The organism is Alkalihalobacillus bogoriensis ATCC BAA-922, assembly GCF_000621445.1.
Taxonomy (GTDB): domain Bacteria; phylum Bacillota; class Bacilli; order Bacillales; family Bacillaceae_F; genus Bacillus_AO; species Bacillus_AO bogoriense.
The window spans coordinates 299,546-317,051 of the sequence record NZ_KK211279.1 but is presented as its reverse complement, the minus strand read 5'-3'; the positions used below and the strand labels follow the sequence as shown (position 1 = coordinate 317,051).

Sequence of the window (17,506 nt, the reverse complement as noted above, 5' to 3'; positions counted from 1 at the left end):
TAAACGTATACATTGGTATATTTGAAATGTAAGCTATTACATTGAAATGTTGAAAGGGGATACAAAAAAATGAACAAGAAAATTAAATTAATTTCCGTATTGTTCATCGGACTACTAATGATGTTTATGACAGCATGTGGTAGTTCAAATGAAACAGGTGGGGGAAGTAATGACAGTGGCGAAAGTAGTGCAAGTAAAGGAAACAGCGGTGGAGTAGAAGTTGGGATTGTTTTACCAACAAGAGATGAGCCGAGATGGGTGCAAGATGAAGAAAGATTCAAAGCAGCACTTGCTGAATCAGAATACAATACAGAAATCTTATTCAGTCAAGGTTCTTCAGCTAATGAAAGAGAAAACGTGGAAACTTTAATCAATAGAGGAGTAGATGTATTAATCATTGCTCCACATGATGGTGCAGCAGCTGCTTCATCTGTAGCCGCAGCAAAAGCAGAAGGAATTACAGTTATCTCATACGATCGCCTTGTTACAGATACAGATGCAGTTGATTACTATGTAACATTTGACAGTATTGCGGTAGGAGAAGCGCAAGGACAATATTTAATTGATAATGCAAATGGAACAGGAATTCCGTTATATCTATATGCTGGTGCCTCTTCTGATAATAATGCATTTTTATTCTTTGAAGGAGCATGGAAAGTACTTCAACCGAAAATTGCAGATGGAACGTTTGTTATTGCTAACTCTAGTGAAGCAGAAGCATTACAAGCAAAAGCTGACTTAACTCGTGAGGAATATGGTCGTATCCTTGGGCAGGTTACAACAAACTGGGATCCTAGTGAGGCGATTAACAAAGCACAAACACAATTAACAGCTGCTAGTGATGATTTAAAAGGTGATGTTGCAATCCTAGCACCGAATGATGGTACGGCTCGTTCAATTGCCGATGTATTTGCTGCAGATAATGAAATCACAAGTTATTTTATTACTGGCCAAGATGCTGAAATTGCTTCAATTCAGTACATTATCGATGGGAAACAATCGATGACAGTGTTTAAAGATGTTCGTACATTAGTACAAGATGCAATTGGTATGGCCATTGATGTTCTAGATGGTAAAACGCCAGAAACGACAGGTAGCTATAACAACGGAAATGTTGATGTAAGTGCAAAACAAACCAATGTTATCGTAGTAGATCAAGAGAACGTGAAAAGTGAACTTATTGACTCTGGATACTATGAAGCTAGTCAGTTTACTGGATTAGAATAATTAAAATTAATAGTGTTAGACATCAGTCTAACACTATTAATTCATTGTAGTCTGGTAAGGGAGGCCTAATAATGAGTGATTATATTTTAGAAATGAACAATATTTCAAAAGAGTTTACAGGAGTAAAGGCCCTTTCTAATGTGAATTTCAAAGTGGAAAGAGGAGAAATTCACTTTTTAGTTGGAGAAAATGGTGCCGGGAAATCAACGCTTATGAAAGTGTTAAGTGGGGTTTATCCTTATGGAAATTATGAAGGCGATATTGTTTTTAATGGCAAGGTACAACAGTTTAACAAAATTAGTGATAGCGTCGACTCTGGGATCGTTATTATTTATCAGGAGCTAGCGTTATTCCCAGATTTGACAGTGTATGAAAATATATTTATCGGTAATGAAATTGCAAGTCGTGGTGTTTTGAATTGGAACGAAGTGGTCGTTAAGTCGAAAGAAATGCTAGAAAAAGTGAATTTAAAAGTGAATCCAGAGTTATTAATTAAAGATTTAGGTGTTGGAAAACAACAGCTTGTAGAAATCGCAAAAGCGTTAAGTAAAGAAGTGAAGCTTCTCATTCTAGATGAGCCAACTGCTGCGCTTAATGAAGATGATAGTGAAAATTTATTAGAGTTATTACGAGAATTGAAGAAACAAGGAATTACTTCCATCATGATTTCCCACAAATTAAAAGAAGTAATTGCTATTGCAGATAAAGCAACGGTACTAAGGGATGGCGAAACGATTTGTACGTTGGATGCCTCCAAAGGAGAAATTACAGAGGAAGCCATTATTAAAAACATGGTTGGGCGTGAAATTAAGGAAATCTATCCGAAGCGAGAGAAGCAGGAATTTGGCGATAAAATCCTTGAGTTAGTCAACTGGAGTGTTTATGACCCACAATTAGGACGTCATGTTGCCAAAGACGTTAACATTCATGTGAAAAAAGGAGAAATCGTTGGAATTGCTGGTTTAATGGGGGCTGGAAGAACAGAGTTAGCACTCAGCATTTTCGGAAACGCCGCCAAATATGACCTAAAAGGAAATATGTTGTTAGAAGGAAAACCTGCTCACTTTAAACATACAAGTGAAGCCATTAAAGCTGGAATTGCTTATGTGACAGAAGATAGAAAAGGGGATGGGTTATTCTTATTACAAGATATAAAAAAGAATATCTCAACCGCAAATTTAAATCAAATTACCTCACTTGGCGTTGTTAACGAAAATGAGGAAATAAAAGTAGCGGAATCTTACAAAACATCACTTGGCATCAAAACCCCATCGATTCAACAACGTGTTGGGAATTTAAGTGGAGGAAATCAACAAAAAGTATCGTTAGGAAAATGGCTATTTGTTGGTCCGAAACTATTAATTTTAGATGAACCGACGCGTGGAATTGACGTTGGGGCTAAGTTTGAAATTTATACGGTCATGAATGAACTCATAAAAAATGGCATGAGCATTATAATGATTTCCTCAGAGTTAGGTGAGGTTCTCGGAATGAGCGATAGAGTGTATGTTATGGCAGAAGGAAAAATTAAAGGGGAATTATTAGCGAAAGACGCGGACCAAGAAAAGATTATGGAGCTTGCAACGCAATAGGAGGTTAGTCAAATGAAATTGCTCATTGAAGCGAAAGATTTAATTAAACACAATATTCGTGATTATGGTATGTACATTGCCTTAATTGTTATTATGATTACTTTTACTATTTTAACGGATGGATTATTTTTAACGTCTCGAAATATTAGTAACCTATTAGACTCAGCAGGGTATATTGCAGTATTAGCAGTTGGGGTTATGCTCGTTATTGTCATCCGTCATATCGACTTATCCATTGGATTTTTAGCAGGTTTTCTCGGTGCAGTGGCAGCTATCTTATTAATGCACTACGGCGTACCAGTATATATTGTTATTCCTATTATTCTTATTTTAGGTATTTGTGCAGGTTCCATTACAGGATTTCTTGTAGCAAAAGTTGGGATTCCAGCGTTTGTTGCGACACTAGCAGGTTGGTTAATTTATCGTGGTGCCATTCTGTTAGTGACGGAAGATACAGGAACAATCATCATCAATGACCCAGCGTTTAACGCAATCGGGAACGGATACATTCCGTCGATTATGGAGGTAGGAGGATTACATCTTCTATCCTTGTTAATTGGGGCAGCTTCGATTTTATTTTACATTTATAGCTCGATTTCAAACCGAAGAAAAAAATTGAAGTATAATTTTGAAGTCGTATCAAAACCACTGTTTGTGATTCAATTGGCTTTTGTCTCAGCAATTATTGGTTATATTACATGGCTTTTAGCGGGGTATAATGGATTCTCATGGACTGTTATTATTATTATGGTCGTTGTCCTTGTCTATCATTTCATTACAACGAAAACAGTTATCGGAAGACATATTTATGCTGTAGGAAGTAACCCTGAAGCCGCTCACCTTAGTGGTATTAACGTTAGTAAAATTACGTTTATGGTGTTTGGTTCAATGGGGATGCTTGCTGCGCTTTCTGGGATTTTATTTACATCGCGCTTGCAATCAGCGACAACAACAGCAGGTACATTATTTGAACTTGATGCCATTGCTGCTGCTTTCGTCGGTGGCGCATCCGCTGCTGGTGGAGTCGGTAAAGTCACAGGTGCTGTCATCGGTGCCCTTGTTATGGCAACATTAACAAATGGAATGAATTTGATGGGAGTCGGAATTGCCTCACAGTATATGATTCGAGGCGGAGTGCTCGCGTTAGCTGTAATCTTTGATGTTATGACGCGAAGACAAAGAGCGTAAGTGTCGTGAAATCGGAGGGAGAGGAGAGAGCCTTATGGGCTTTCTCTTTTTTTGATTGGTAGAGTGGTGGAAGGTTATGGTTAGGTTGCATTTATAAAGCTAGAATCGGTATGACGATTCTAACGGACATATGAACCGCTATTTTAAGAAAAAGTAACGTTTGCTGGAGGCTATCGGACATCTGTTCCGTTAAACCGGCAAAACGAGGGCGAATGGTGCGGTTTTGGGGCAAATAACGGAACTGGTGTCCGATAAAAAATGAAAAAGGCTAGTTTTCTATGAAATAGCGGAACGTATGTCCGTTATGATTAACTGCTACATCACCATCATATAGAATTTACAGAAAGTTTCACATTTTCTAGTCTGTGGAAATGATATTATAATGATAACAAACGAAACAACCAACCCATCTCTGCAAAAGGAGTAAAAATTCATGAAAGAAATCCTCATGAAATATTTAACGAAATTTACTCGTTAAATGAAGCACAGCAGCTGGCGCTTACGGAACAATTGGTAATACAAGAGTTCAAAAAGGGAAGTTATCTCGTTAGACAAGGGGAGATGCTGACGAATCTATGCTATTTTGTATTGAAAGGCTGTGTCATGCAATGAAAAAAACAATAGGTGTCGCAGTAGTGGTTCTCTTACTTTTTGCTTTAGTCGGATGCTCAAACGAAAGTAAAAGTGAAAATCAAAAAGTAGCTGAGGAGTTTCTTAGTGAAAAAGGATATAACATAACATCCTATAATGGTGCTGGTCACTCATATCAACTAACAAAAGAGAGATTGGTTGAAATGCCATCTGTGACTCATTGGACTGTCCAATCTGTTGACCCAGACTTATATTTAAATAAACAAGTAGAGACAGAACAATTTGCTGTGGATAACCATCCGTTATCAAATGCAGATTCCAAAGAGGTAAATGTCGAAGTTTTTCTCGTTGATGGAACACCAATTGGGGGGGGTATCTATTCCTAATGGAGATTCAGAAAAGGATGGAGCTCTTCCTTTTTCATTAGACGGAAAAACTGTAGAAGAAGTTCATCAATTAGAAAACTGGAGAGAGTGGATGGATGCTTGGTATGCAAAATATGAATAAATGTTTTGGTCGTAGTTAAATGAACAAAAAAGAGCCAGAGGATGCAGTAACATGCATTCTTTGGCTCTTTAAACTATCGTGAATGAGATTTCCTCTCTTTATAAAATCCACTTAACATAATGGATAACGGAAGAATTAATAAAACGAACCCTACAATATAGTTAATCCCAATCGCAAGAAGCGAACCTCCCAAAAGGTTAATCCCTGATAATGCAAGAGAAGACCAAAAATATCGTTTTCTCGGCACCGCTTTAAAAACATAAATGCTAATTAAAATAGAGCAGAGAGCAATGATATATGGTGCTAAACTCCATAGCACTAGACACCACCTCCAATAGTATTTCCTGTCGTTTTTTATCCTGGACGGTTTTTCTTTTGATTATTCGATTTTCCTAAAAAGAAACTTCAAATATCCGTAATAAAAATGAGATACATTGTAGAAACAACTGAAGTGAAATGAAGGCTTTGAAAAGAATTACATTATCATAGGATATTTTTTGGGGGGAATCGATTCATTTAATTAACCTAATAGAAACTTTTTATTTGATTGTCAGTAATCCCTTTGATGAGTTCTAGTTCACTAATCAAAAATCCATGTGCATTATCTAACATTTTTTTTTCGCTTGTATTGAGTGCTTTTTCGTTTTTCATACGCGTTAAATCACGTACAACTTCCGCACAATCTTGTAGGCTACCCGTTTTTATTTTGTCTGTGTTCACTTTAAACCTTTGTTTCCACGGCAGTAAACTTTCTGATTCTCCATGCTCAAAAATGTGAATGATGTGTTTTAATGCCATTATGTCAGTAACAGGGCGTATACATGAACTCAATACTTTACCAGTAGGAATCATGACTTGCATATTACCGATTAACATTTTTATGACATAATACAGTTGTTTTTCACCAGAGATTTCCTTTTCTTCTATGCCTTTAATTATACCTGCTCCGTGCATTGGATAAACAATGTTATCGCCAATTTGAAACAAATAATCCACCTCCAAATATGGTAACCTTTTTAAGTGTAACACGGTTGTTGATTTTTATCAAATTTTTAATAATATCATAATCTTTATTTTCGTGTCAACTATTTTTATTTGGAGGTTAGAAAAAGCCAAAACAACAGGTGGAGTCCCAAGTTATGAATAAAGGAAAGGTCAATATTTCTGTGTGAATTCCAGAATTTTTTATGAGGAAAATTTGGAATTTAATGTTAAGATAAATATAAGAAAATTCTTTATTCAAGTAACGAACATTGTATAAAAGTCTAACTAATTAGGATGGAGAATTTAATGTTGTTTGTCGTATAAATAAAGGGAGGGTTTATTTTGAAAAAACTTTTACTGGGTATATTATCTATTATGATTATCCTAACAGGAATGTATTTCTTCTCTACTGCTGGCGATTCAGCAACTTTTGAAAATAAATCTATTCCTGAAATCAATGAACAGATAGTTGAAAAATATCTTTCTGAGGAAGTAATGAATCCAAACTTCGGGGGAGAAATATTTGTCGCATATGAAATATTAGAATCAGATAAAAATAAAGGCGAAATCTACTTGTGGGCTTTAATTGAAGAATACTATAAAAAAGATGAAGACATAGAGACAGGAAGTGGAATGTCAGTTCCTATCGTATTAAGTGTAAGAGGACATAATAATGATTCACTGGAAATTTTAAGTCACTCTATACCTCGTGAGGGAAGCTATCCAGAAGATATTAAAGAAATGTTCCCTAAAAAAATCCAGAATAAAATCTTAAATTATTCATCAAATCATATTGGTGATTTGATAGAAGAAATAGAAAATAGGGTTAAAGAAAATTATTAAATAAAGGAAGAGTTGTTAGTTCAATTAGGAAAGAAAATATGAGTAAAACGCACAGATATTAATCTGTGCGTTTTTGTATGCCAATTATTGTGTTATTCGTTTGGAATTAGAATGATAAATACACCGTTATTTAACTTGTAAATTCGCATTTCCCCTCCCAAAACTGAACCCTTTAAGATGTATCTTTGCTTTTTAAAAATGGGGTAGTTTGGAGAGATAATCGAAGAAAATTGACGCGATTTTTGAAAAAGAAAACCTATATTTAGGTTATAATTTTGATAGCCACATTAGTATACATAAATTAAAAACAATAAGGTGTTGAAAAGAATGTTTGGTATTCTATTTCGAGGTATGTCGGTTGGAATAACAGAAACCGTTCCTGGTATTAGTGGCAGTACAGTTGCAATGATTTTAGGAATATACGAACGACTAATATATTCATTAAGTATTTTAACAACAAAACATAGAAAAGAGGCTTTACCGTTTTTATTTACATTTGGGACAGGTATGGTTGTGGGGTTCGCGCTCTCTATTTTTATTATCAACTATTTATTAAGCTATTATCGTACTCCAACGCTTATGTTTTTTATTGGTATTATTGTAGGATTCTTGCCGTATCTTTGGAAAGAAACAGTCAATCATTCCAAAAACAAACTTAACATAAAGCATTATTTAATAATGTTCTTGTTTTTAAGTATTGTAGTTATCGGTCAGTTTTTAAGTGGCATGAATCAAATAGATTTGAATAATCTATCTATTGCTGATTATCTGTTTTTTACTATTGCAGGGTTTATTGCAAGTACAGCTCTTGTTCTTCCTGGAATAAGTGGTGCTTTAATCCTTACTATATTAGGTATATATGAAATAGCAACGGCTTCATTACTGTCGTTTGATTTGCCGATAATAGGAGCGATTGGTTCAGGTGTAGTGTTAGGAGTTCTATTGACAAGTAAGCTTATTCGGTACTTATTAACAAATTATACGGTAGAAACGTATGCCGCCATGATTGGGTTAGTTAGTGGTTCGATTTATGCAATTTTGGATAATTTAGATAGTGTAGTTGGCACTTCAACTATCGTAGTGTCATTGCTAACATTTTTGGCTGGTCTTGTTTTTATTATCACTTTAAAGCAAACTCAAAACAATAAATTTTAAAAGTGCATGGTTTCACGATTCTAACGGACATACGATCCGCTATTTAACAAAAAAGAGACGTTTCCATGATGCTATCGGACATCTGTTCCGTTAAACTAGCAAAATGAGGGTTATCGTTGCCATTTTAGTGCAAATAGCGGAACAGATGTCCGAACGGATCAGAAAAATCGCTATTTTTGCATGAATAGCGGAACGTATGTCCGTTACGATTGACCCTTCTGTTCCTAGGGGCTATCTCCGCACCTCGCAATGTTCTCATTTCCGTTTGTCTCGTTCCAAAGAGCGAGCAAATTCATACACTTTATACCATTGGATTTGTTTTTGAGTGATTTTTACATGCTTGCTTCGTTTAATTATAATCTCGCGTTCTTGAAAGAAGTCATCAATTTCGGCATCTTGTAGTTCTCCTTCTGGATGGCTTTGGTGGTTGGCGAATTTGACGAGGGATTGCAATCGTTTGACAAAGTGGGTATCGGTTAAGTCGATAGTGACGTGTTTTGATTTTTCGATGATGATTCGTTGTTCTTGTTGTGCCATTTTATCCACCCCTTATGTAAAACTGAATCCGGCAAATGCCAGTTGGGATATGTGACATTACATGAATGTCCGCACATAAGGAAACCCTATTGAAAAAAGCGAGTGATTCGAATGGATACAGCTATTTATTTCTCATTATCTTTTGTTTATGCCGGATTACTAATCTATGGGCTATATGTTGCGGTCAAGGAGCGCTGGGGACTTTTTTCTATATTTTTATTAATTGTCACAGCTGCTTTATTGTATGACAACAGTATTTTAGCGCTAGGGCGGTATATTGGTGAAGGTAGACGATTAGAGTTGTTCAATGCTTTGCGTTATTGGATGCATGCTTTTTTCACGCCATTGCTCATTTTGTTTGCTTGGCAAACGGTAAGAGCGGCAGGGGTAAGTTTGGCGAAGAAACGCGTGCCAACCATCGTTGTGATTGTGTTGACAGCGGTTATTATTACAATCGATGCCATTCCTCTTTTTCATTTAAATCTTGACCCCGTTTGGCAACATGGTGTATTGAGCTATAAACGGGTCAGTTCATCAGCCGGGCCGTTCATGATTATGACTGTTACTTTCTTTATATTTGTTGCTTCTCTCATTGTTTGGCGTAAACAGAGATGGATATGGTTATTCATTGGATTAATAGGGATGGGTGTAGTGGGGCTTCTATCTATTCCTTTTGAAAGCAAAGCAATCGGAAATGTGTCAGAGTTGGTGTTGATTTTATCTTTATTTGCCACGCAACTTTTTCAGAGTCGAGGTACAGGCACTACCTAATACTAAACACAAAGAGAGGACGGTACTTTTAATGAGTACGGTCTTTTTTTAAAAGATAAGAATATAAAAATTTTGGTCTAGCAGCGAAGCTTTGAAAGCTTATTCTAGAAGAGCGAAGGCTCCGCACCTGCGCGTTTCACCCCAAGAAGAGCACTTGGGGTTCACTGTCAAAGGCGGGCAGGGCTCCGCACTTCGCTTGAAAAGAAAAGAAGCTCCGCGTTTTTCTTACGTATAAGTATCTAAGTTTTTACCTTAAAAGTGGTATAATATGGCATGATACGCTTGTCGTTCATGGAAAAGTCTTTTGCTAGGAGTAGTTAAAATGGAAAAAATATTGATTGTAGAAGATGATATGAAAATTGCAGAGCATTTGCGTTCTCATATTGAGAAATATGGATTTGAGGCAATAATTGCTGATGATTTTGAGACGATTATGGAAAGATTTCGGGTGGAGCAGCCGGATCTTGTGTTATTAGATATTAATTTACCACGTTATGATGGCTATTATTGGTGTCGACAAATACGGAAAGAATCGATTTGTCCAGTTATTTTTATATCAGCGCGGACAGGGGAGATGGACCAAGTTCGGGCAATTGAACATGGGGGCGATGATTTTATCACAAAGCCGTTTCATCCTGATATTGTGATGGCGAAAATTCGGAGCCAGCTTCGGCGCGCGTATGGGGAGTATGCGGCAAAGCATGGTGAGCGGGTGCTTGTGCAGGATGGATTGTGTCTATATCCGGAGCGGTTAGAGCTTCATTTTCGAAATGAGGTCTTAGCGTTAGCGAAAAAAGAAACAGACATAATTGAAAGTTTGATGGAGCGCTATCCACGCGTAGCGGGGCGCCAGGATTTGTTGGAGAAGCTATGGGATGACCAAGCGTATGTGGATGAAAATACGTTGAATGTGAATATCGCTCGTGTGCGGAAAAGGTTTCAAGAAGTTGGAATTGAAGATGCGGTCGAAACGGTGAGAGGCGCGGGCTATCGCCTCCGTATCACATGGAAAGAGGGACAAAGATGAAACTATTTCTTCGCGACCATGTATCATTGATTGTGATGATCGTGTTGCAATCAGTTCTTATTCCAGCATTATTTTGGCTAGATGGGTATCGGGAGCTTGGCTTAAGTTTGTATGCGATGTTTTTATCGTTGACGTTATTTACTGCTTTTCTTATTTATCGTGTTATTAGTAGAAGAAGATTTTATGATAAGCTACAGCAACCAATGGAAACCTTAGATGAATCACTTGAGACAACAGAAGGGACTCCGATATCAGAAGCACTTGATCGTTTGCTTCTGTCACAATATCGCTTATACCAAGAACAATTGCAAAAAGCTGAAGAACAGCAAGAGGAGCATCTATTATTTATGGATCGCTGGGTTCATCATATGAAGACGCCTTTATCAGTGATAGAATTAACAGCTCAGTCGTTAGACGAGCCGGAATCATCGAGTATTCGTGAAGAAACAGACCGTGTCCAAACAGGGTTAAACACGGTTCTTTATATGGCAAGGCTTCGTACAATTACAGAGGATTTTCACATTAAGCCTGTTCGTCTTGCTGAACTCATTCATGAAGTGAATCGTGACCATAAGCGTTTTTACATACGACATGAAGTGTATCCACAATTAAAAGAAGAATCAGAAGGAATCACCGTTGAAACAGATGAGAAATGGCTATTTTTTATCGTAACGCAGCTTGTTCAAAATGCGGTTAAATATTCGACCGGAAAATCAAAACAAATGATGATTTCTCTTTATGAAAGGTCAGGGGAAGCGGTGCTTGAAGTAAAGGACTATGGGATTGGGATTCCTGCTGCAGATAGAAAGCGTGTGTTTACAAAATTTTATACTGGTGAGAATGGGCGCAAATATCGCGAATCAACCGGCATGGGACTGTATTTAGTGAAAGAGGTCACAGAAAAATTAGAGCATCGGCTTGAACTCGAATCGGTGGTTGGCGAAGGGACGAGCGTTCGCATTGTGTTTTCCAAAACACAAAACCTTACATCAATGTAAGATTCATGAAAGCATAATCGATAGTGTAAGGATTGCCACACAAGCTATACTTTTTCTAGAATCGTGAGGAGGAGAATGATTATGCTAAAACTTACAAGAGTAAGTAAGGTTTACGAAGGAAAAGTGGCTTTCCGTGCCCTTACTGATATTAATTTGGACATTGACAAAGGAGAATTTGTGGCGATCATGGGCCCGTCTGGAAGCGGGAAAACAACATTGTTAAATATTATTTCCACAAATGATGCTCCGACAACAGGGGAAGTAAATATTGAAGGTCATGACCCACATAAGCTCAACAAAAATGCATTAGCGAAGTTTCGCAGAACTAAACTCGGCTTTATTTTTCAAGATTTTAACTTACTGCATACATTGACGGTTGAGGAAAATATCGTATTGCCATTGACATTAGATGGGGCTCGAGTTAAAGACATGAAGGACAAAGCGCAACTTATCGCCAAAGAACTTGGGATTGAAGCGATTATGCAAAAGCGGACATATGAAATCTCAGGAGGGCAAGCGCAGCGGGTTGCGATAGCAAGAGCGATGATTCATAAGCCGAAGCTATTATTAGCGGATGAACCAACAGGGAATCTTGATTCAAAAGCGTCAAAAGATGTCATGAACATGCTTGAGGCGATCAATAAAAAAGAGAAAACAAGCTTGCTTATGGTTACACATGACCCGCAAGCAGCAAGTTATTCTGACCGCGTAATCTTTATCCGTGATGGGAAGCTTCATTCTGAAATTCATCGTGGAGATAGTCGACAAGCCTTCTTCCAGAAAATCATTGATATGCTATCGCTGATGGGAGGGGATGGTCATGACTTTTCGTCAGTTCGCGTTTAAAAATGTGTTGCGGAACAAGCGCGTCTATATTGCCTATTTTCTTAGCAGTATGTTTACGGTCATGGTGTTTTTCACGTTTGCGATTTTTGCTTTTCATCCGGCGTTTGCAGGGGAAGGGATTAATGCGAATGCCCTTTTTGGAATGGGGGTCGCAGGGGGAATCATTTATGTGTTTTCGTTCTTTTTTGTCTTGTATTCGATGAGTTCTTTTTTACAATCACGTAAAAAAGAATTTGGACTGCTCATGATGCTTGGTGCCTCAACGAAACAAATCCGTATGATGGTGTTTTTAGAAAATATATTGATTGGTTTTTTTGCAACAGTTGGAGGAATTTTGACAGGGTTATTGTTTGCGAAAGTGATTTTATTACTTGCTGAAAATGTGTTAATTATTAGCGAATCACTCGATTTTTATTTTCCAACGCTTGCAATCGTTGTGTCATTTATTAGTTTTCTCATTTTATTCTTTTGTATCTCGATGTTTCTTTCGCTCATTCTTCGTACAAATAAGCTGACCGATTTAATAAAAGGCGATAAGAAGTCAAAAGGAGAACCGAAAGCATCTGTCATCCTTTCTATCATCGCAGCGTTACTTTTACTTGGCGGCTATGGCACCGCTCTTTATGCGAAAGGTGTTCAAGTAATGTATGCGATGATTCCGGTCATTATTGTTGTGAGTATTGGAACGTATTTTTTATTTACACAATTAAGTGTGTATTTTATTCGACGGATGAAAAGAAACAAAGCGATCCTTTGGCGAAAAACAAATATGCTACTGTTTTCTGATCTATCCTTTCGCATGAAAGATAATGCACGAACCTTTTTTATGGTCGCAATTATTTCAACTGTTGCGTTTAGTGCGATCGGGACTTTATATGGACTGCAATCATTCCTTACAAAAGGAATAAAGGAGAGCAATCCTTATTCGGTTACGTATAGTCCCTGGGGAGAAGACGACGAAGAAATTATTAAGGAAAGTATAAATGGTATTAATTTGATTTTGCAGGAAGAAAATATTGAGGCGACAATGGAACAGTTGGAATTAAGCTATTTTGAGATAGCCGAGAGTGAGCGACGTGTGTTAATTGCACGTGCTTCACAATACAATCGTTTGGCGGCAATCCTTGAAGAAGAGGAGCTCCATCCGAAAGAACATGAAGCCATCATAGTAGAACAAAGCCGTGCCGTCATCATGGAAGGACCTAAAGCAAGTGAAGTATTGATAGATTTTGTACTTCCATTAGAAAATGGCCAGGAAATCAAACCGAACAGAGTCATTGAAACGGAAGTCATCCCAGAATTCCATGGCTATTTTGTTGTGAATGATGACGTGTTTGAACAGCTCGGCTCCCCGGCGTATGTAGATAAATTTGTGATATGGCAAGCGGAAGAGGGCCAATCAGACCAACTAATCGAAGCTGGAAAACGATTTAGAGAAGAAGTTGGATTTAATGCCTTTTCCATTGATTACACCCTTTATGAAATCGATAGTGCGTTTGGCCCGATACTTTTCATTGGTTTGTTTATTGGAATTGTGTTTTTTGTATCCGCCGGAAGTTTCCTTTATTTCAGGTTGTTTACTGACTTAGATGAAGAAAAGCGAAAATTCCGTGCTGTTGCGAAAATTGGATTGAAAGAATCAGAGTTGAAGAAAGTGATGAACAGACAAATTGCCATTCTCTTCTTCTCTCCGATTATCGTCGCTCTCTTCCACGGTGCCGTAGCATTAACAGCATTATCGAGATTTTTCGATTATAATTTACTCGCAGAATCTACGCTTGTATTAGGAAGTTTTGCGGGCATTCAAATTTTGTATTTCTTAATTGTCCGGTATATTTATGTGAAACAAGTGAAAAGAGCAGTTTTATAAGGAGTTTGGCACTGAAGAAGGTGAAGTTCACTTTTTCAGTGCTTTTTTTTTGAGGAGTTGGGGGGAGGGGAGGAAGGTGGTGTTCGATTCGTAAAGGACATCTATTCCGTTAAAGTTAGAAAATAAGGCGCGGTCAGTACTCTATCGGACATTTGTTCCGCTATTACGTGAAAATCCGCTTCTTATGAGTGGAAAAATATACACTAACGGAATAGATGTCCGAACGAATTAGAAAAGTCGCTGTTTTTGGGTGAATAACGGAACAGATGTCCGATAGAGTTCAAAAGCCTATCCAAATTAGTACTTCAAATAAAATATGGAAGTTTGTGATACACTTAAATCAACTTAAGTTGTGTCACAAACTAAGAGATAGATTGCGAGATAATGAGAGGTGGTGTGTTTTATCAAATCAAGTTTGTATAAACAGTATGTTTGGATTTATTTCATGTTGTTTTTGGCTATATGGTGTATGAGGGAATTTTGGTTCATACAATATTTAGATATACTAGATGGTGTCCCAAGAGCAATCGTATCAGCAGTAATTAAGATTAGCATTTGGGTCATACCTGTTTTCATTGTAGTTAAAATGGTAGAACAAAAGAATCCGTTATCCTATTTAGGACTTCGTGATAATATAGGAAAAGGATTGAAATGGGCAGCTGGAGGTTCCTTCCTACTTATTCTTTATTTTTGGGGTGTAAATCTGCTTGTCTTTAAAAACAATATGGACTTTCAAATCGGATTTAATGAATTACTTAACACGATTCTCTTAGTTGGATTAATAGAGGAAATTGTATTCAGAGGATTTATATTACGAAAACTACTCGATTCATTCCGCTTTTGGGTAGCAAATGTAGTGACGGCATTCCTTTTTGTTTCTATCCATTTTCCTATATGGATTTACAATGGACTATTTGTTTTTCCTTCCGTTCTAGGGGGCATAGTAACAGCTTTTGTACTGGGAATCCTATTTGGAATTATTTATAAGAAAAGCGGGTCTCTGTGGTCGGTTGTTATCATTCATTCGATGTACAATTTTTTAGTATCGATTTTCTATTAAGTGTAACGAAACGAGCAATAGGAGCTGAAAGAAATGAAAAAACAATTAGATAAAGCACTTGAGTTGCGGAAAAATGGAAGCCATAAAGAATCCAATGAATGGTTGATGAGATTGGTGGAGGAGTTTCCTGAAGATGCTTACATTAACTATCAATGTGCTTGGAGTTTTGACTTGTTAGGAGAAGAAGCGAATGCAGTCCCTTACTATGAAAAAGCCATTAAGATAGGGTTACCTCCAAAGGATTTAGAAGGAGCTTTGCTAGGATTAGGGAGTACATACAGAACATTAGGAGAGTATGAAAAGTCAAAAAAGACTTTTCAAAAAGGAATCGAACAATTTCCACATAATCGAGCAATACAAACATTTTATGCTATGACTTTATATAATTTGAATGAGCATCATAAAGCAATGGAATTATTATTAAAATGTTTAATCGAAACGACAAATGATCCTGAGATTAAAAGTTACAAAAGAGCGATTGAATTTTATTCTGATAAATTAGATCAAATTTGGAAGTAGCTTCTTATGCAAGAAGAAGCAGGTCATGACGCCCTGCTTCATGTTCCCTAATCAACTTTAATAATATTCCATTGTTGATTCAATCCGTTATTTAAGTCCCATTGCACAATATTCCCACCGTTAAGTAATGAGTGGTTGTGAGCATCTAAAGATTTTCCGCTAAAACGGTTGACTAGCGTATAGTATCCATGACTTGTGCGCTGAATAGACCATTGTTGATTATGCCCACCTAGCCGAGTCCATTGCACAATATTTCCGCCATTTGATGTTGACCAATCAAATATTTCTAGTGCCTGATTACTATTGCGATTCACAATTTCATAATACCCTTCCCGATTTTGAATGATCGCCCAGCGTTGGCAAGGATGAAAATTACGTTCCCATTGTTGTGCATTATTGCCTGGTGCGGTGCCGGCATTGGCAACTTCTAATAGTTTTCCACTATTTCGGTTTACAATTTCATAACTTGCTTGATTATTGAATTGAACAGGGTTTGTTACTTTCGTATTGTTTGTGTTTGTATTTCCATTGCCACCTTCAATACTAACAGCGGTCCCAGTTGTATCAATTTGATTTCCTCTAATTGTATTTTGATTGGATGACCCTGTAAGTCGAATTCCTGGATTACTAAAGCTTGAAAATGTCTCAATTTTATTATTTAAGATTTGGTTGTTGCTGCCAGGAGCTAACCGAATAACAGACTCCACATTTAAGCTTGGGTCTAATTGCTGTATCACATTTTCACTAAAAATATTATGATTTGCCTCAATTAACACCCCATGAATACGCGAATTGATAATGGTATTCTTTGAAATGGTATTATGCTGAGCACCAGTTAATACAAAAATACCTCTTGGGTAGTTTTGAACGACATTATGTTGAACGGTATTGTATGCCCCATCATTTGGAATTCGGATGCCACCATAACTATCCCCTTGTTGTACTTCATTAATGACTTGATTATACGTAACGGTTGTATACGTAGCTCTTGATAAATTTATGCCACTACCACCTGTGGAATTGGTGATTTTATTGTGCGTAACAAGATTACTATGAACATCACCAACAGGGTGGCTTTCACTACCGAAGGCAATCCCATGTCCACTTGAACGGTCAATTACACTATCTCGAATTGTAGAATTTTTTAAACGGCGTAATAGTAAGCCGATAGTCACGTCTCGAACTTCAGTGTTCTCTATCGTAAGATGACTAACATCGGCATCAATATTCATACCACCGATTTGACTTAAGCCTCGATTCGCACGGTTTTGACGGTCGCCATCAAATGTGAGATGAGAAACTTTGACATTAAGATTAGTTCCTCTTCTCATAATCGGATTGCCCACAACATAATTATTTCTACTACCAACTTTCTTTAACACCGTTTGTCCCATGCCATCCCCAATTATATTTACGCCTTGGTGAAAACGAACGGCTTCGTCGATAGAATATGTTCCAGCAGGAATATAAACGGTTCCTTCTACACCTCTGTCATAAAAATAACGCATAGCCGCATGAAGTGCTTCAGTTTGAGAAGCCTCCACGTTCGGCCTCATCCCAAAATCTCTAGCATTGACTACTTCTTCAGCATGACTATCACCTTGTGTTAGAGCAATAAAGAAGAATGTGAATACGAGTGAAGAAAACAATATTTTTTTGATGAGCCGAGTCTGTTTTGAAATCATTCTTTTTCCTCCTTTCATTTTTAAAAGCGCTTACAAACGAATTGTTGCATGTTATAGCCGAGAATTCCTGCATTCCATTAGTTTATTGTTGAAAGTTTTAATATAT

The 17,506-nt window shown here is 37.2% G+C and carries 18 protein-coding genes; 14 read left to right on the top strand and 4 right to left on the bottom strand.

Annotated elements, in window-relative coordinates:
• Window positions 1-69: 69 nt before the first annotated feature.
• From T323_RS0122550 to T323_RS29040, 5 genes are all read left to right on the top strand, one after another.
• Window positions 70-1,227, top strand: a complete 1,158-nt coding sequence (locus tag T323_RS0122550; RefSeq protein ID WP_026675300.1) for a sugar ABC transporter substrate-binding protein — start codon at window positions 70-72, stop codon at window positions 1,225-1,227.
• Between the two features lie 71 nt (window positions 1,228-1,298).
• Window positions 1,299-2,819 carry an ATP-binding cassette domain-containing protein gene (locus T323_RS0122545; RefSeq protein WP_026675299.1) on the top strand — a complete coding sequence of 507 codons (1,521 nt, stop codon included), beginning with the start codon at window positions 1,299-1,301 and terminating at the stop codon, window positions 2,817-2,819.
• Between the two features lie 12 nt (window positions 2,820-2,831).
• Window positions 2,832-4,007 (top strand): sugar ABC transporter permease, encoded by a 1,176-nt coding sequence (locus T323_RS0122540; RefSeq protein WP_026675298.1) that lies wholly within the window; start codon window positions 2,832-2,834, stop codon window positions 4,005-4,007.
• Window positions 4,008-4,615: 608 nt separating this feature from the next.
• Entirely contained in the window at window positions 4,616-4,984 is a 369-nt protein-coding gene (locus T323_RS27475; protein ID WP_156942516.1) for a hypothetical protein, read from the top strand.
• Window positions 4,962-5,105: a hypothetical protein gene (locus tag T323_RS29040; RefSeq protein ID WP_156942515.1), complete on the top strand. Its 144-nt coding sequence runs from the start codon at window positions 4,962-4,964 to the stop codon at window positions 5,103-5,105. Before T323_RS27475 ends, T323_RS29040 begins: the two co-directional genes overlap by 23 nt.
• A 73-nt stretch (window positions 5,106-5,178) precedes the next feature.
• On the opposite strand, the gene T323_RS0122530 is transcribed toward T323_RS29040, so the two are convergent.
• The gene (locus T323_RS0122530) at window positions 5,179-5,424 is read right to left on the bottom strand and encodes a hypothetical protein (RefSeq protein WP_026675297.1); all 246 of its coding nucleotides are present in this window, start codon (window positions 5,422-5,424) and stop codon (window positions 5,179-5,181) included.
• Window positions 5,425-5,630: 206 nt separating this feature from the next.
• Window positions 5,631-6,107 (bottom strand): CarD family transcriptional regulator, encoded by a 477-nt coding sequence (locus T323_RS0122525; protein ID WP_035179629.1) that lies wholly within the window; start codon window positions 6,105-6,107, stop codon window positions 5,631-5,633.
• Between the two features lie 324 nt (window positions 6,108-6,431).
• On the opposite strand from T323_RS0122525, the gene T323_RS0122520 reads away from it, so the two are divergent.
• Both T323_RS0122520 and T323_RS0122515 read left to right on the top strand, forming a co-directional pair.
• Window positions 6,432-6,932, top strand: coding sequence for a hypothetical protein (locus T323_RS0122520; RefSeq protein WP_026675295.1), 501 nt, complete (start codon window positions 6,432-6,434; stop codon window positions 6,930-6,932).
• A 327-nt stretch (window positions 6,933-7,259) separates the two neighbouring features.
• A complete protein-coding gene (locus T323_RS0122515; RefSeq protein ID WP_026675294.1) occupies window positions 7,260-8,087 on the top strand; it encodes a DUF368 domain-containing protein in 828 nt (275 codons plus the stop codon).
• A 255-nt stretch (window positions 8,088-8,342) separates the two neighbouring features.
• On the opposite strand, the gene T323_RS0122510 is transcribed toward T323_RS0122515, so the two are convergent.
• Entirely contained in the window at window positions 8,343-8,624 is a 282-nt protein-coding gene (locus T323_RS0122510; RefSeq protein WP_026675293.1) for a spore coat protein, read from the bottom strand.
• Window positions 8,625-8,735: 111 nt separating this feature from the next.
• Between T323_RS0122510 and T323_RS0122505 the strand changes: the two genes are divergently transcribed.
• From T323_RS0122505 to T323_RS0122475, 7 genes are all read left to right on the top strand, one after another.
• Window positions 8,736-9,395, top strand: a complete 660-nt coding sequence (locus tag T323_RS0122505; protein WP_026675292.1) for a hypothetical protein — start codon at window positions 8,736-8,738, stop codon at window positions 9,393-9,395.
• A gap of 322 nt (window positions 9,396-9,717) precedes the next feature.
• Complete coding sequence (locus T323_RS0122500; protein WP_026675291.1) at window positions 9,718-10,422, top strand: response regulator transcription factor; 705 nt, start codon at window positions 9,718-9,720, stop codon at window positions 10,420-10,422.
• A complete protein-coding gene (locus T323_RS0122495; RefSeq protein ID WP_026675290.1) occupies window positions 10,419-11,420 on the top strand; it encodes a sensor histidine kinase in 1,002 nt (333 codons plus the stop codon). Before T323_RS0122500 ends, T323_RS0122495 begins: the two co-directional genes overlap by 4 nt.
• Window positions 11,421-11,501: 81 nt before the next feature.
• Window positions 11,502-12,266, top strand: coding sequence for an ABC transporter ATP-binding protein (locus T323_RS0122490; RefSeq protein WP_026675289.1), 765 nt, complete (start codon window positions 11,502-11,504; stop codon window positions 12,264-12,266).
• Window positions 12,241-14,136: an ABC transporter permease gene (locus tag T323_RS0122485; protein ID WP_026675288.1), complete on the top strand. Its 1,896-nt coding sequence runs from the start codon at window positions 12,241-12,243 to the stop codon at window positions 14,134-14,136. Before T323_RS0122490 ends, T323_RS0122485 begins: the two co-directional genes overlap by 26 nt.
• A gap of 469 nt (window positions 14,137-14,605) precedes the next feature.
• A complete protein-coding gene (locus T323_RS0122480; RefSeq protein ID WP_169737921.1) occupies window positions 14,606-15,196 on the top strand; it encodes a CPBP family intramembrane glutamic endopeptidase in 591 nt (196 codons plus the stop codon).
• A 33-nt stretch (window positions 15,197-15,229) separates the two neighbouring features.
• Window positions 15,230-15,715, top strand: coding sequence for a tetratricopeptide repeat protein (locus T323_RS0122475; protein ID WP_026675286.1), 486 nt, complete (start codon window positions 15,230-15,232; stop codon window positions 15,713-15,715).
• Between the two features lie 47 nt (window positions 15,716-15,762).
• On the opposite strand, the gene T323_RS27465 is transcribed toward T323_RS0122475, so the two are convergent.
• Window positions 15,763-17,400, bottom strand: coding sequence for an RICIN domain-containing protein (locus tag T323_RS27465; protein WP_084309376.1), 1,638 nt, complete (start codon window positions 17,398-17,400; stop codon window positions 15,763-15,765).
• Between the last annotated feature and the right edge of the window lie 106 nt (window positions 17,401-17,506).

Excerpts from the sequence above, each read along its gene's own strand:
- T323_RS0122550 (WP_026675300.1), top strand. The coding sequence starts at position 70 with ATGAACAAGAAAATTAAATTAATTTCCGTATTGTTCATCGGACTACTA.
- T323_RS0122545 (WP_026675299.1), top strand. The coding sequence starts at position 1,299 with ATGAGTGATTATATTTTAGAAATGAACAATATTTCAAAAGAGTTTACA.
- T323_RS0122540 (WP_026675298.1), top strand. The coding sequence starts at position 2,832 with ATGAAATTGCTCATTGAAGCGAAAGATTTAATTAAACACAATATTCGT.
- T323_RS27475 (WP_156942516.1), top strand. The coding sequence starts at position 4,616 with ATGAAAAAAACAATAGGTGTCGCAGTAGTGGTTCTCTTACTTTTTGCT.
- T323_RS0122515 (WP_026675294.1), top strand. The coding sequence starts at position 7,260 with ATGTTTGGTATTCTATTTCGAGGTATGTCGGTTGGAATAACAGAAACC.
- T323_RS0122510 (WP_026675293.1), bottom strand. The coding sequence starts at position 8,624 with ATGGCACAACAAGAACAACGAATCATCATCGAAAAATCAAAACACGTC.
- T323_RS0122505 (WP_026675292.1), top strand. The coding sequence starts at position 8,736 with ATGGATACAGCTATTTATTTCTCATTATCTTTTGTTTATGCCGGATTA.
- T323_RS0122500 (WP_026675291.1), top strand. The coding sequence starts at position 9,718 with ATGGAAAAAATATTGATTGTAGAAGATGATATGAAAATTGCAGAGCAT.
- T323_RS0122495 (WP_026675290.1), top strand. The coding sequence starts at position 10,419 with ATGAAACTATTTCTTCGCGACCATGTATCATTGATTGTGATGATCGTG.
- T323_RS0122490 (WP_026675289.1), top strand. The coding sequence starts at position 11,502 with ATGCTAAAACTTACAAGAGTAAGTAAGGTTTACGAAGGAAAAGTGGCT.
- T323_RS0122485 (WP_026675288.1), top strand. The coding sequence starts at position 12,241 with ATGACTTTTCGTCAGTTCGCGTTTAAAAATGTGTTGCGGAACAAGCGC.
- T323_RS0122480 (WP_169737921.1), top strand. The coding sequence starts at position 14,606 with ATGAGGGAATTTTGGTTCATACAATATTTAGATATACTAGATGGTGTC.
- T323_RS0122475 (WP_026675286.1), top strand. The coding sequence starts at position 15,230 with ATGAAAAAACAATTAGATAAAGCACTTGAGTTGCGGAAAAATGGAAGC.
- T323_RS27465 (WP_084309376.1), bottom strand. The coding sequence starts at position 17,400 with ATGATTTCAAAACAGACTCGGCTCATCAAAAAAATATTGTTTTCTTCA.